Here is a 14,348-nt window from a genome sequence, read left to right on the forward strand (position 1 = left end):
TCCTGGACCTGGCGAGCCAGGCGGGAGTCTTCGTGCGCTGACCGCGCAGGTACGGCCGTGGGGCCCGGGGGCCGGGACAGGCTCCGGGGGGCCCCCCCTCGGGGTGGCCCGCCGCACCGAGGCGTCATCGGCATCTGCTCACGGCATCCGCCGCAGCAAGGGCCGCGTCGGGTCGAGTGATGACTACGCCCTCGCCGATTCGTTCTTCCACGGTCTCGAGCGCGAGTCGCTGCATGGAAGGCGCTGGACCGCGAAGACGCAGACACGACTGGAGCAAGCGCCCTGCCGATTCAGTGGCGTGGGGTGAGCGGCGCGCCCACGGACGGCGGGGATACACACTCGTCGCCGATGCGCTGATCCCGCTCGAGCCCGGCCTGATGGTCCGCGAGCCGGAGGAGCTGGGTGAGTAGCTGATCCTCGTGGACGAGGACCCGATAACGCACAGCCTGCACGGGGCGGCGCCGTTGTTGGACCGGGCGGCCGACTCGGCGTCCACCTGGATCACCTGAACTGCGGCGACCGGTGCGCTGATCCTGGGTCGGGAACTCGCCACCCGTGACGGAGCGTTGACGATGCTCGCCACCTACGGCGGCTACTCCAGAGCGACGACGCTCGGAGGCACCTTCGGAAGCGGATATGAGCGCTCGGTTGGCAGCTGGCACCGTGCCTCATCGATCCTGCCATCGAGTACGGCGGCTTGGACCGACCATGCAGCGTACGTCTGGCGCTGGGCGGCGGCCCGGTGGAGACGCCGGAGTCCCATGGCCGATGTTCAGGCTGCGGTCGGTCTCAGCCGGGCGGGGGTTGCTCGGTGCGAGCCAGGGTCATCAGGGCCTGTCGCACCTCTTTCCGGTAAAAGACGGTGTTCGCGTAGTAGGCGATCACGGCGTCGGTGGCCTCCTCGCCGCCGATGCGGGCGAGGCCGCGCAAAGCCGCCGGGTGGCCCTTGTCGTGGTGGCGGTCGGCCAGGAGTCGAGAAAGGGCTGCGACGGCCTGTGGTACGTGGCGCTCGGCGATCGCTTGGGCGGCCGGTACTTGGAGTCGTGAGGTCGCGAGGAGTTCCAGGGCAGGGATGGGGGCAGGGCCGGGACAGGCGGCCAGTGCCGCGATCAGATCACGGAGCAGCTCCGGGGCCGGGGAAGCGTGGGCTGCCTCCGTCGGCGTCGGCGGACGGGGGTTCGACGGCTCGATGCGGCTCGCCGGCGGCACCATGTGGTCCGCCAGCGCACGCAGCACCGGTACGGCCTCGATGCCTATCCGGCCCAGGGCATGCAGCGCGGCCCGTGCGACGTCGCGGCTCTCGTCCGTCCTGGCCGCCTCGCCCAGCTTGTCCGCCACCACGCGGGTGGCATACGCGCCCAGTGCTTCCGCCGCGCGGACGCGGACGGCCTCGCCAGGATCCCGGAGCCCCGCCAGCAGAACAGGCAGGGACTCGGGTACGGCGATCAGGCCCAGGGCACGGAGGGCACGGGCGCGGAGGCGGCCCGGCTCGGACACGTCCTGGGCCAGCGCGGTCAGCGGGCCGGTCGCGGGGCGGTGGCGCAACTCTCCAAGGGCGTCGACGGCGGCGGTGCGCAGTGGGAGAGGAACCGCCGGGGACAAGGCAGGGAGGAACAGCGGGGCGGCCGGTGCATGGCCGATGAGGCCCAGCGCCACGGTGGCACCCCGAAGTTGGACACTGTCGGCGCCATCCTCCAGCAACGCGAGCAGCCGCTCGACCGGCGGTGTCGCGAGCCCGGCGAGCACCGAGGCGGCGACCTCGGTGGCAGTCTCGTCGGCCAGTGCCGTCAAGAGCGCGGCGACCGCCTCCGCATCGCCGAGGGCACCGAGGGCTGTGGCTGCCGCCCTGCGCTCGGCCGGCTGCGGTGCCTGGGCGACCAGCTTGGACAGGGCCGCAACCTCCGCTGAGCCGAAGAGACCGGGCCGGTCCCGGATCACGGCACACACCGGGATACGGGCGGGCTCGGGGTCGTACGGGCGGTGGGCGAGCAGGCAGGAGTGGAGCCGACTGCGGCCCTCGGGAGTTCGGGCCAGCAGCCCGGCAGCCAGCCTGGCCGTCACCGCGTCCGGATCACGCAGGGCGGACTGCAGCATCGGCTCGAGCGGAGCGGGCCATGGCATGCCCTCCGGCAACTTGGTCAGCGCCTCAAGTGCGGTTGCGCGTAACGAAGATGACGAGCCATGAGCTGCCAGGTAGAGCAACGCCGGCACTGTGCGTGGATCGCGCAAGGCGCCGAGCACCCGTACTGCCTCCACGCCCCGCCATGGCAGCAGCCTCCACAGGGCGATCAGCAGGGCCGGGGTCGTCTCAGGGGTGCGGAGCCGCGCCAGCGCCTCAAGGACGACACTGCGCGGGCTTCCCTGGGCCAGTTCGGCGAGCAGGACGCGTACGGCCTCGGGACCGCCGATGGCGCCCAGCGCCCGCAGGACCGTCTCCTCCTGGCCCGGGTTCTCCAGCTCCCCCCTCTCCAGCAGTCCGATGAGCAGCGGAACCGCGCGGCGCTCCCGCAAGCGCCCCAACGCCCCGGCGGCGGCCAGCCACAGCCAGTGCCGGTCGGTTGCCTTCTCCGTCACGCAGCGCAGCAGTACGTCCGAGGCCCGCCGGTCCCCGATGTCGGCGAGCATCTCCATGGCGCGCCGGGCGGTGTCGGGGTCGCCGGACCGTACCGTCCGGCACAGCCCCTCGACATCGCCGCGCAGTCGCATGCGGGCTACATCCGCGTGCCTCATCGGCGGCCCCCGGCTCCGTCGTCCTCGTCCTCCGCCATCGCCACGTACAGGGGCGTGCCGATCACGACCTCCCATTCCTGGCCGTTCTCGTCGGTGGCGGTGCCGCGCAGCAGACGCCGGGCCAGGAACTCGCAATAGGTGGCGGGTTCCGTCAAGTGGGCGGAGAAGTCCAGGACTTGGCGCAGAGCCTCTCGGTCGTTCGCGGGGTAGTCGCGTCCGCTGACCGCGGTGGGTTCCCGGCGCGGCCAGTCCTCTGGGGTCTCCCTCAGCAGCCGGAACAGCGACGGCAGCATGGAGTGGCCCACCGGGATGCCCTCGGCCTGGACCCGGTGGCCCACCAGGTGGTGGGCCGAGCCGATCAGCGCCACGACCGTACGGCCTTCCTGACCCGTCATGAACACCGGGCCCGTTGCGCTGCCGTATCCCGCGATCCGCAGCCCCAGGTCGCCACGGAACCAGGACGTGGGCTCCGTCATCCAGCCGATGTCGTACTCGCGTTCCAGGTACCGCTCGACGACGTCCAGCCGTCCATACGTGCCCGGTTCGGCGCGCGCCGCCTTCTGCACGGCGACGCTCACCACCTTCAGGTCCACTTTTGCCTCGGTGGCCAGCCGGGAGAGCAGCTTCTGCGGGATCTGCTCAAACAGCATGTCCAGCTTCGCCTCGGAAACATAGAGGTAGTAGCGCACGCCGGTGACCCCCTGAGACATCGCGAGGACCACAGGCTATGCAGATCTCGGCTTACCGAGCGAACCGACAAGTCTGCGTGACGGACGGACTGAACGAGGAACGCGCCGTCTGCCGTGACTGATCGTGCCCCCGACCTGCTGTCGCCAGAGAGTGGAACGGCGTTCGCGGTGGGCGGCACAGATGGCCAGCGCCGGAGGCGGTCACGGAGCCACTCGGTGGCAAGGGTGTGGGCGAGCTCGTCGAGGTAGCCGGTGTGCGGCAGGTCGTGTCGGGCCGTCAGACGCCCCCGGGGGAGGCCGAGGTCGCCAAGAAGGAGGCAGCGGGTCTCGCGGTGGCCGAGGCCGTGGATGGCGACGAGCGCCACGACGAGCTTGCCATCGGGGTGCCGGCGCGGTCGATCAGACCGCGGAGCCTGTCGGTGTGGCCGGCAACAGGCTTCGCCCGCCCACACAGTGGATTCTCACATCGGCCCTTGTCAGGGCGTCGCGCTCCTCACCATGCCGCGCGGTATCGGTCCAGGCTTGCTTTACAAGGCAATTTCCGAGCTCCTACTGTTCTACGGGAGCGCCACACAACTCGGCTCGACGCCCGGTGTCATGAAGGCATGGGCCTCCGTGGTTGTGCGACCCGCGACCCGCGATCACAGAATTTAAACAGTGGCTTGACAGTCCGCACTGCTGCCCATAATATCAATCGAGCGTTTGAATTATTAGGAGCAAGAGAGACCGTTGCGGTTGATCTCGGATCCTGAGAACCGACCCGGAGGAACACGACATGAAGCTGCTCAGCCGGAAGTCGCTCACGCCGCGACCGCGGTAGCTGTCCGGACCTGACTCCTCGCCAGCCGGCGAAGCCGCCGCTCACCGACCGCCACCTGACCAAGCACGAGGGTGCGCAACCTCGCCATCGTCCTGCGCGACTACCACGTGGCCGAGGGCAGCCACATCGACGTCCCGACGAGGGACCCCTCCAGTCACCCGCGGGCACCGTCAGGCCGAACGGCGCGAAGATCGACGTACCGACCGCCGACCTCTGGCAGGCGTGAACTTCGACTGGGCCTCGGCCGTCAACAAGCACTGAACCACTCCCCGGCAGGTGATCCCCTGCCTGCTTCCATAGCTACCTCGATCGTGACCGTCGGGGCACAATTCGCTGGAATTGAATTTCGTCGACAAATTCTCCGAGTTCCGGAAACAAACAAAGGCGATCAGTGTTGTTTGACGAAGACACCTTTGACGAGAACAGCATCTCTGCGGCGGAAAAAACTCCCGCTCTTCCGGTGCCCGAGGGGCAGCAATGCCCCTTCGCTCTCACCTCGGAGATGGCCCGGCTGCCGGCCGAGTCCCCGGTGACCGAGGTGGCCTGCCCCACCGGCATCAACGCCTGGCTGATCACCCGGTACGCCGACGTCCGTGAGGTGTTCGCGGACTCCGCACGGTTCAGCTCCCAGCCCGGCTCCATCGCCCATCTCGTCTACGGCCTGGACCCCGACGCCCCCATCGTCGAGGGTGACTTCCCGCGTATGGACGGTGCCGAGCACCTGCGGCTCCGCCGCGCCATCGCCCCCGAACTGTCCCCCCGGCAGGTGGAGGAACTCCGCCCCACCGTCCAGCGGATCGTCGACGGCCTGATCGACGAGCTGGCCGCGGCGCCGGGCTCCGCCGACTTCTGCACGCAGCTGATCACACCGGTCACCACCCAGGTCATCGCCGGGCTGCTCGACGTTCCGTACGCCGATCGCGGACTGTTCCAGAAGACCGCCACGACCCTGTTCGACACCACGACCAGCAGAGACGACGTGATCGAGGTCGGATTGCCGCTCTTCGAGTACTTGCTGAAACTCGTACAGGACAGGCGGCAAAATCCCGGCGCGGACTTCCTCAGCCGGATCATCACCCGCGGAGAACGGGCCGAACGGCCTTTCACCGACACCGAGTTGGTCATGACGAGCGCCGCCCTGCTGGTGGGCGGCTTCGCCAGCACCGACACCATCGCCACATGCGGACTGCTCGCCCTGTTCCAGCAGCCAGCCCAGCTGGACCGACTGCGTGCGGAACCCGAACGGGCGGGAAACGCTGTCGAGGAGTTGATCCGCTTCGGCACCAGCAGCCTCCCCGGTAGCGTCCTGCGCAGGGTCACCGAGGACACGCACATCGCGGGCCTGCCGGTGTCCGCCGGTGACTACGTTGTCGCAGTCGTGCAGACGGCCAACCGGGACGAGGCCCTTGTGTCCGACCCCGACCTGCTGGACGTGGGGCGGAAACCCGTGCCGCATCTCGGATTCGGCCATGGACCGCACCAGTGCGTAGGGCAGCAACTCGCCCGCCTGCAGCTGAAAGTGGTCTTCGAGACGCTGCTGCGCCGGATACCCACCGTCCGGCTGGCCGTCCCGTTCGAGCAGATCGTCTACAAGGAACACTCGGTCGTGCCGGGTCCGGCGGCCCTGCCGATCACCTGGGACGCCGTGCTGCCCGCCCGGGAGGCCCGGTGACGCTGCCCGTGGCCCTGGTGACCGGGGCCTCCTCCGGCATCGGAGCCTGTGTCGCGGACCGGCTCGCGGCGAGCGGCCGGTGGCAGCTGGTGCTCAACGGCCGTGACGAGGAACGGCTTTCCCAGGTCGCAGACCGTACGGGCGGACTCATCCTGCCCATGGAGCTCGACACCGTCGGCGGCGCGCTGAAGCTGGCCGCCGCCACGCTCGACCTGGTCGGCGAGGTGGACCTGCTGGTCGCCAACGCCGGGATCGGATGGGCCGGGGCCTTCGCCGACACCCCGCCGGAGATGATCGACCGGCTGCTCGCGGTAAACCTTCTCGCCCCCCTCCACCTGTCCCGGGCCCTGCTGCCGGGCATGGTGCAGCGCGGACGCGGGCACCTGGTGTTCGTCTCCTCGATCGCGGGGTGCGTCGCCGTGGGCGGGGAAGCCGTGTACTCCGCCACGAAAGCGGGGCTCAACGCCTTCGCCGAAAGCCTTCGCTACGAGGTCGGCGCCGCAACCAGAAGCGGTGCGGGCAGTGACGTGAGAGTCTCCGTCGTCGTGCCCGGCGCCGTGGACACCCCGTTCTTCGAACGCCGGGGAAGCCCGTACACACGCGGGTTCCCTGATCTGATCCCGCCCGACCAGGTTGCTGAGACCATCGTCCGCGCGGTCGGCCGGCGCCGGGACGAGTCCTTTGCCCCTGGCTGGATGCGACTCCCCGCCCGCCTGCACGGTGCCGCCCCAGCCCTCTTCCGGCGCCTGGCCGCCCGGTTCGCGTGAGACGCATCCCAGTACGGACCGTTCAGGCTCCAGTCCGGCGCAACCACTCCGCTTCCTCACCCGGCTCGGGATGCACATGACCGCCCTCAACAGCGGACCGGGCAGGACCGTCCTGGAGCACCACCATGGTCTGGCTCTCGTCCACGCCCGCGACCAGGACGATCGCCGTGGGCAGTCCCACGGCCGGTCGCGTCGCCTCCTCTTGGGGGTGGCCTCGCCGTACCCGGCCGGTAAGGAGCAGCGGTATCGCCGGCTGCCCGCCCGCGAAGACGCTGTCCGGAGGCAATTGAGAGGAGACCACGTTCACGTAAGCGGGTGGCTTGTGGCCATCAACCCGCCGTGGCGCGGGGCAGCGGGTCCTTCACGACGTCCGGTTGTGCTCGCGTCGCGCCGCGGTATCACTGCCGTCCCACTGGTAGCGGTCCGTGCCGGGCAGGCCCAGGAATTGCAGGACGCGTTCGACGAACTCGTCCCGCAGTTGGGCGAGTGTCTCCGGCACGTTGTAGTACGTGGGAATCATGGGGTACACGGTGGCTCCCGCCTCAGTGACGGCCACCATGTTGCGCAGGTGGATGAGGTTCAGCGGCGCTTCGCGCAGGCAGAGGACGAGTTGGCGCCGCTGCTTCAGCATCACGTCCGCGGCTCGCTCGATGAGGCTCTCCGTCTGCCCGTGAGCGATACGTCCGAGGACACCTGCCGCGCACGGCAGGATGATCATCGCGTCCGCCGGGTAGCTACCGCTGGTCACCGGTCCGGACATGTCAGCCGGATCCAGGAAGCGCACCTTCGACGACGTCGCCTCCAGGGCCTGGACCACCGCGTCCGGGTCTTCTCCGGTCTGGAATTCGAAGGCCACGAGTTTCCGTCCGTTGGCCGACACCAGAAGGTCGACATGGCCGACCCGGTCATCCCGCTGAAGTGCGGCGAGCAATGCCTTGGCCACGCCGGTGCCGCCCGCGCCAGTGACAGCGACCGTCACGTTCTGCTGGGTCACGATGTTTCCCTTTCATGGCTCGCCGGGCGGGCAGTCGCCTGCGGCGCACCGGACTGCCAGCCCGCAGAGGCCGGGGGCCGCCACGCCGCCCGGGTCCGGCACATACGCTGATCGCTACCGCGCTCAGCGATCGCCAAATCCAGGTGGTCACTCGACCAGCGGCTTCTCATCCGTCGCCGTACACCCCGATGGCGTCCGCCGCCGGACCATGCGCGGCCGACCGCGCAACGCCTGCCGCACGGACAGGTTCGTACCGGTGAACGACCCGGGCCGCAAGGCCGACGGTGCCTGCGAGCGTGCTCATGACCACGGCAACGACACCCAAGTGGCTGACGGAGAGTCGGACGCGCGCGGACTAGGGAGATTTGGCGACACCGGTGAACAGCCCCGACTGTGGCCGTTCATTGACTGAGATGATCGCGATATTCACGCCGGTAGGCGCCCGGCGTGTCCCCCACAGCCCTTTTGAAGGCTTTCCCGAACGCGAATGCCGAACCGTAGCCGACCTGTGCGGCAACAGAATCGAGCGTCAGATCGGTATCGCGGAGCAGGCGGGCAGCGAGCATCATGCGCCAGCGGGTCACATAGGCCAGGGGTGACTCGCCGGTAAGTGCGCGGAACTGCCGGGCGAATACCGTTCGGGACACGCCCCCGGCCGCGGCAAGCCCTCCGACGGTCCAGGGCTCAGCAGGCGACTGTTCTATGCGTTCGAGTGCCATGCGAATGGCTGGATCTTGCAGAGCTCGCGCCCAGCCTTGTGCCCCACGCTCCGCCTCGCGGGCGTACCACGTGCGGAGTGTGTAGATCATCAGCAAGTCGAGGAGGGCCGGAACTGCCGCGCCGAGCTCCGGCCCGTCACGCGCGACCTCAGCGCCCAGCAGGTCGACGACGGATCGCAGGGGCTCGCCGATCGCCGCCCTCGCCGGCAGATGGATCACCGCGGGCAGTTCAGCGATCAGGGGGTGCGGCCGGGCGCGATCGAGTGCGTACAGGCCGCACAGCAGCACGGCTCCCGGCGTCTGGCCGACGGCCGGTTTCGGCAGTGGCCATTGGTCCGTCGGGGCCAGGGAGGACACCTCGACGATTGGCGCGTCGGGGTGATTCGCCAGCGTGTATCCCTCGCCTGTCCGGGCGAAGACGACATCGCCGACCCCGAGCTGGACCGGGGCCGGGACAGCCGGAGGCAGTATCCACGCTGTTCCCTCGAGCACGACATGAAGGCCGGCGCCCTGGTCGCCGGTGAGTCTCAGCCCCCAGGAGCCGTAGAGATCCTTACGGCGGGCGATCGGCTTCGAAGTCCGCATCGACATGGCGATGCTGCCGACAATGTCCATGCGAACTCTCCCTCCCGGCGATGCGACTGTCCGGATCCTACGGGTCTCGGCCCGGATCGGGACGATCAGACATCAGGTGCGGACTCAGAGCCATTACTCGTCGCAGCAATGCTCTCTAGTCTCGTACCTGCAAGACCCGAGATGACCACGGAGAGGCTTCACCATGACCGATTCTGCGGCGGAGACACGCAACCGCGACATCGTCCGTCAGGTATACGACGCAGCGTTCAGCGGTGACGTGGACGCGTTCCGCGCGGCCATGCATGAGGAATTCGAAGAGAATGTTCCCCCAATCTTGCCATGGGGCGGTGTGCATCGCGGACCTGACGCCTTCTTCCGCGACGTGCTGCCCAAGTTCGCAGCGGCGGTCGACCTTACGAGTATCCGTGTCGTCAGTTTGTCGGCCGATGGAGATCACGTCGCCGCGCTACTGACGGGACGATCGACTTCTGGAGATGAGCTCTGGATTGCTGAACACTGGATCCTGCGCGATGAAAAATTGTGGCAGATGAGGAACTTCTACTTCGATACCGCCTCGCTTCTCAAATAGAGCATGTGAAATAGAGCATGCAGGAGTCCAATCCCCTTCCGATTGCGCACGATCTGCGGCCCGAATGTTCGGCCTCGTCCACGCCCGCCCTGGAGAGCGCGTATCCCGATCGCGGCTGTCTTGGATGCTCCGGCCGTGGCACGGACGGAGCACCTCGGGTGCTGCGACACTGACCACTACGGAAACGGGCGCCTCCTGGCGAGTCCGGGGCTGAATGGATGCCGGCCGCGCCCGGGCATGCTGGGCCTCATGACGTAATCCCCGGTGTGTTGCGGGGTCGGCCGCACGCCGCTCCAGGTCGTCGAACAGCAAGCCGAAACGCGGGTCCCCCAGGCCCCGAACCGGTCAGGGCGGTCGCGCATCGGGCCGCACGAGCATGTGGGGTCTCCCGGCCGTGAGGGGAACGGGGTACGCGAGGGGAGACGGGGTGGATGCGGCCCGGACAACACAACTCCGTGGCCGGCCTGTTCACCAGGTGTCCCAGTGCAGCACCTCCTCCCTCGGGATACGGCGGGCCGGGCGGAAGTCGGTGCCGAGGGTGAACGCCACCGGGATGAACGCCGCCTGCATGACGTCGTCGTAGGGGATGCCGAGGACGCGGGCCGACTCCTTCTCGTGGACGAGGTTGCCGGTGGTCCAGCAGCTGCCCAGGCCACGGGCACGGGCAGCGAGCATGAAGCTCCAGACGGCGGGGAGGATGGAGCCCCAGGTGCCGGCCTGGTGCAGGACGGACGCGTCGTCGGTACGGCCCTCCACACACGGCACGACGATCGCCGGGACCTCGTGGATGTGCTGGTAGAGATGGGCGGCGCCGGAGTACACCCGCTCCATGTGCGCCACATCGGCTCGGCGCACGTCCCGTTCGGGGACGGGGGCGGAGACGCCCGGCGTGCGCACGCCGTCGCGCCACACCTCGGCCAGCGCGTCCCGCCGCTCGGGGTCGGTCACGATCACGAAGTGCCAGCGCTGGCGGTTGCGGCCGGTCGGGGCCTGGACCGCCAAGTCCACGCATTCCTCAAGCAGTTGGCGAGGTACGGGCTGGGTGAGGTCGAGGCGGTGACGGACCGCCCGGGTGGTGGAGAGGAGCTCGTCGGAAGAGAGGTCGAGAGTCATGCGTTGACCTTCGCGGAGCGTGCGGTGCGGCGACAACGCCGGACTTTCACTGGATGAAAACGCGGGGTGCGACATGGCCGAGAGCGTTGCCGGGCGGGTCTTCTCGGTGCTGGACGCGTTCATGGGCGCACCGGCCACGCTGCGCCTGACGGAGATCGCCCGCCGGACCGGGCTGCCGGTGCCGACGGCGCTGCGCATGGTGCGGGAGCTGGTCGCGTGGGGCGGGCTGGAGCGGGCGGCCGACGGCTCCTACCGCCTGGGCACCCGCATCCGCGCCCTCGGCGCCGCGGCCCCCTGCCCGCGCGGCCTGCTCGACCTCTCGCTCCCCGCCCTCCGCACGCTCACATCCCGCACCGGCGGCCACGCGGACATCGCCGTCCCCTCCGACGGCGCGGCCCTGTGCCTGGTCAGCGGCGAACGCCTGCCGCTGCACGCCACGGCGGCCGGCAAGATCCTCCTCGCCCACGGCCACGGCCCGCGGTCGGAGGTACGGCGCCACACCCGCCACACGGTGACCGCCCCGGGCACCCTCGGCTCCCAGCTGATCCGCATCAGGGAGACCGGCTTGGCCACGGCCCACGAGGAGTACGTACTGGGCGAACTCTCGTTCGCCGCGACGGTGTTGCGGAACGACCGGGCCGTGGCGGCGGTCTTCGTCACCCTGCCCACCAGCACGCCGTACGACCGCGTCGACAGCGCCCTCCGCGAGGCGGCCCGCGCCATCGGCCGAGGACTCACCGACCCACCGCGATAGCCGCACCGGCCTACGGGGCGTTCCTCACCGCTGTGGAGCGCCATCGACTACGGAGCGTCTTCAGGTCTCCGGTCTTCGGTGGGATCAACTCGCGGAGGATTGGAATCGTGTGGATTCCCCAATCGGCTGTCAGCCGGTGATGCCGACGACCGAGCGGACGAGTCCGGCGAACGTCCGCGGGTTGGACCGGGTGGGTTTGTACCACTGCCCGAGCCGGTAGGCCACGGTGTTGGGGTGGATCCCCAGTGCGTCGGCCGCGTTGACCAGCATCATCCCGGACTCGGCGAAGGCGATCACCGTCTCCGCCAATTGCGTTTGCTCGGCGGCGACTCCACGGACCGCGGTGAACAACGGCTGGAGCCGTTCGCGACTGTCCATGAGGCCGGCCCGCAGCCAGACGTCGGCCCTCGCCTGCCCCGAGCCCTTCGGCTCTCCCCGGTTTCCTCCGTGACGGAAGGGTGACGGTCCGTTGGGCAAGGTGAGTCGGACTGACGACACCTGAGGCGAACCGACTTGACGTGACTCGACGGAGGCGGACGTGGGCAGTGAGCATTCCCCTGAGCCTGGGTCGGAGAGGGCCCGGAGCCGGACCGACGACGCCGGGAGCGGGCTTCGCGCCGCGCCGCGGGCGGGCGGGGCAGCACGGACGATCCCGCTGTGGGCCGTGCCTGACGGCGCGGGCGACACCAGCGAGGCGCGAGGGCGTCGTACGGGCCCGATCCAGGCCGTCGCGGACGTCGTCGCCCGGCAGCCGGGGCAGCCGCTCGACCCTGTCGTCCGGGCACGGCTGGAGACGGTCTTCGACCGGGACCTGGGTGACGTACGCGTGCACACGGGCGCCGAAGCGGCGGAGTCCGCCAGGTCCGTCGACGCGAAGGCGTGGACGGTGGGGAACCACATTGTCTTCGCCCCGGGCCACTACGCACCGGACACCGAAACGGGATTGCGGCTGCTCCGGCACGAGTTGAGCCATGTCGTCCAGCAGGGCGGGCGGATACCGACGGTGCCGACCCGGCTCAGCTCCCCCGGTGACGCCGCCGAACGGGCCGCCGACGCCGTCGCGGCGGGAGCCGCGCCCGGGGCGGCGCTCGTGGGGACGGGCGAGACCGGCGTTGTCCACCGGCAGGCCGCCGGGGCGGAGAACCGTGCGACGCACGGGGATCCGCGTGATCCGCAGAATCCGCACAACAGACTCACCGACCGCGAGATGTACGAGCTCTGGAAGGGCTACTGGCAGCGGCGGCTCGGCAGAGCCCTCGATCGGGAGCGTGCCGTCAGGAAGCGGATCTGGCGCGAGGACCCCGTCGGGTACGCGGACGACAGGAACAAGTTCGAGCAGGGCCTCCGGTCCGCGCTCGGTCCCGAATACGAGGCGGCGGCCGACGAGTTGGCGTTCTGCCAAGCGATCACGGCCGAGACGGAGAACATCCTCAACTGGCTCGAGGGCAAGGAGACGCAGCGGGTGACCGTGACCTTGGACGAGGTGGATGCCCGGGCTCTGGCAGAGGCGCGCAGCCGATACTGGTCCGAGATGTTCGTGTTGCCCCTCTTCATGCTCTTCCTCGCAGAAGGGCCCCGCCTGCGAGGCGGATCGGTCCCCCGCATCCCCGGGGCGCCCGTCGAGGCGCCCCCGTCGGCCCGTCCTCCCGGCGGAACGGGTTTCCGCGGGGTCATCCGGAAGGTCACGGCCGCCGGGATGATCGGCTTGTCCGAGGGGGAGCGTGTGACCCAGGGACCGGCGGCCGGGGGTCCTCCACGGGCCGCCATCACCGAACCCCTGCGGCCAGCGGCGCAAAGCCCGTCGCCGACGGGCGGACCTTCGGCGGTCACCGAACGGCCGACCGCGACCGTACGCCCGCAGCAGAACACCGTCGTACCGCCCGCTGCCGATGCGAGGCCCGCCGCCGAAGCGGCCGCGCGCACCACCCCGCCGCCCGAGGCCCCCGCCAAAGCCTCCCCGGCCACGTCGGCGACGGCCCCGAAGGCACCCGCAGCCGGTTTCGACGCCGCGGGCCGGCAGCGGGCCGCCGAGAAGTTGGCGGGCAAGCAGCAGGCGGTCGCCGACGCCGATGCGTCGGGCCCGTCACACGAGGCGGACCAGCGGAGCGCCCGGGACAGACTGCTCAAGCAGGCGGGAGAGCGCCCGGTGAAGCCCGCCTCGCTGAAGACCCGCCTCGATCGGATCAACGGGTTGCCGACCTACGACGACAAGGTCGAGGCGGTCCGGGAACTGCGCCGGGAGGCCGGGGTGACGGCCGAGGAGAAGGCGTACCTGGACTGGCTGAGCCGCAACTACGCCCTGCAGCACGAGGTCCGGGACTCCGGGGGCGCGGCCACGACGGTCAAGAACATTCAGCTGCCCGCCGTGACCCAGGAACGGGACGCCGCGCAGAAGGCCCTGGACCAGGCGAGCAAGAGCCTGAACGAGCTCATGCGGAGCAACGGCCCGAACTACAAGGCCGCCGGCAGGATCCAGGTCGACCAGGTGATGTCCCTCGCCGCGTGGAACGCCCAGGTCACCAAGCCGGAGCTCGCCACGGATCACCTCGTGTCGCTGGACCGCATCACCAAACTGCGGGAACTCAGCAGGCTGCTGGCGTTCTACGCGCAGGCGCCCGCAGAGGTGCAGGCGCTGCTCAGGAACGAGCTGGCCGCTCTCGGCGACCTGCCGGACAACCTCGTGCGCATGCGGGCGGACGCCAACGGCAGCAGCCTCAAATCCAACAAGAGCTGGGCGGACATCCCGTACGCGAAGGCGGCGAAGTTCGGGTACAGCGCGTCCGACGTCGACGCCATACGGGCACGCGAGGCGCAGACGTATGCCGACATCCTCCGGAGGATCGAGGAGCTGACCGCCAAGTACACCAAGCAGGGAGCGGGACAGCGGTGACGGCCGGGCCGTCCGTCCGGGGTGCCGGGACGCTG

Annotated in this window: 12 protein-coding genes; 5 read left to right on the forward strand and 7 right to left on the reverse strand. The window is 69.7% G+C overall.

Features of this window, described 5'->3' with window-relative positions:
• Window positions 1–789: 789 nt before the first annotated feature.
• Both ACFWXC_RS18935 and ACFWXC_RS18940 read right to left on the reverse strand, forming a co-directional pair.
• Window positions 790–2,706 carry a HEAT repeat domain-containing protein gene (locus tag ACFWXC_RS18935; protein ID WP_384480041.1) on the reverse strand — a complete coding sequence of 639 codons (1,917 nt, stop codon included), beginning with the start codon at window positions 2,704–2,706 and terminating at the stop codon, window positions 790–792.
• A 20-nt stretch (window positions 2,707–2,726) separates the two neighbouring features.
• Complete coding sequence (locus ACFWXC_RS18940; RefSeq protein WP_384480043.1) at window positions 2,727–3,440, reverse strand: DUF7019 family protein; 714 nt, start codon at window positions 3,438–3,440, stop codon at window positions 2,727–2,729.
• Between the two features lie 1,259 nt (window positions 3,441–4,699).
• Here ACFWXC_RS18940 and ACFWXC_RS18945 point away from each other — a divergent pair.
• Both ACFWXC_RS18945 and ACFWXC_RS18950 read left to right on the forward strand, forming a co-directional pair.
• A complete protein-coding gene (locus ACFWXC_RS18945; protein ID WP_384480045.1) occupies window positions 4,700–5,911 on the forward strand; it encodes a cytochrome P450 in 1,212 nt (403 codons plus the stop codon).
• Window positions 5,908–6,678 (forward strand): SDR family NAD(P)-dependent oxidoreductase, encoded by a 771-nt coding sequence (locus tag ACFWXC_RS18950; protein WP_384480047.1) that lies wholly within the window; start codon window positions 5,908–5,910, stop codon window positions 6,676–6,678. Before ACFWXC_RS18945 ends, ACFWXC_RS18950 begins: the two co-directional genes overlap by 4 nt.
• 22 nt (window positions 6,679–6,700) lie before the next feature.
• On the opposite strand, the gene ACFWXC_RS18955 is transcribed toward ACFWXC_RS18950, so the two are convergent.
• From ACFWXC_RS18955 to ACFWXC_RS18965, 3 genes are all read right to left on the reverse strand, one after another.
• The gene (locus tag ACFWXC_RS18955) at window positions 6,701–6,964 is read right to left on the reverse strand and encodes a hypothetical protein (protein ID WP_384480049.1); all 264 of its coding nucleotides are present in this window, start codon (window positions 6,962–6,964) and stop codon (window positions 6,701–6,703) included.
• A 75-nt stretch (window positions 6,965–7,039) separates the two neighbouring features.
• Window positions 7,040–7,672 carry a UbiX family flavin prenyltransferase gene (locus ACFWXC_RS18960; RefSeq protein ID WP_384480051.1) on the reverse strand — a complete coding sequence of 211 codons (633 nt, stop codon included), beginning with the start codon at window positions 7,670–7,672 and terminating at the stop codon, window positions 7,040–7,042.
• A gap of 401 nt (window positions 7,673–8,073) precedes the next feature.
• Window positions 8,074–9,006, reverse strand: a complete 933-nt coding sequence (locus tag ACFWXC_RS18965) for a cupin domain-containing protein (RefSeq protein ID WP_384480052.1) — start codon at window positions 9,004–9,006, stop codon at window positions 8,074–8,076.
• Between the two features lie 163 nt (window positions 9,007–9,169).
• Between ACFWXC_RS18965 and ACFWXC_RS18970 the strand changes: the two genes are divergently transcribed.
• Entirely contained in the window at window positions 9,170–9,556 is a 387-nt protein-coding gene (locus ACFWXC_RS18970) for a nuclear transport factor 2 family protein (RefSeq protein WP_384480054.1), read from the forward strand.
• A 468-nt stretch (window positions 9,557–10,024) separates the two neighbouring features.
• Here ACFWXC_RS18970 and ACFWXC_RS18975 read toward each other — a convergent pair whose 3' ends face one another.
• Window positions 10,025–10,669 carry a nitroreductase family protein gene (locus ACFWXC_RS18975; protein ID WP_384480056.1) on the reverse strand — a complete coding sequence of 215 codons (645 nt, stop codon included), beginning with the start codon at window positions 10,667–10,669 and terminating at the stop codon, window positions 10,025–10,027.
• A 73-nt stretch (window positions 10,670–10,742) separates the two neighbouring features.
• Between ACFWXC_RS18975 and ACFWXC_RS18980 the strand changes: the two genes are divergently transcribed.
• Window positions 10,743–11,423, forward strand: coding sequence for an IclR family transcriptional regulator (locus ACFWXC_RS18980; RefSeq protein ID WP_384480058.1), 681 nt, complete (start codon window positions 10,743–10,745; stop codon window positions 11,421–11,423).
• 129 nt (window positions 11,424–11,552) lie between these two features.
• Here ACFWXC_RS18980 and ACFWXC_RS18985 read toward each other — a convergent pair whose 3' ends face one another.
• Window positions 11,553–11,801 carry a helix-turn-helix domain-containing protein gene (locus tag ACFWXC_RS18985; protein WP_384480060.1) on the reverse strand — a complete coding sequence of 83 codons (249 nt, stop codon included), beginning with the start codon at window positions 11,799–11,801 and terminating at the stop codon, window positions 11,553–11,555.
• 286 nt (window positions 11,802–12,087) lie between these two features.
• On the opposite strand from ACFWXC_RS18985, the gene ACFWXC_RS18990 reads away from it, so the two are divergent.
• Window positions 12,088–14,313: a DUF4157 domain-containing protein gene (locus ACFWXC_RS18990; RefSeq protein ID WP_384480062.1), complete on the forward strand. Its 2,226-nt coding sequence runs from the start codon at window positions 12,088–12,090 to the stop codon at window positions 14,311–14,313.
• Window positions 14,314–14,348: the final 35 nt, after the last annotated feature.

The sequence above is a fragment of the Streptomyces sp. NPDC058683 genome (genome assembly GCF_042716195.1).
Classification (GTDB): Bacteria; Actinomycetota; Actinomycetes; order Streptomycetales; family Streptomycetaceae; genus Streptomyces.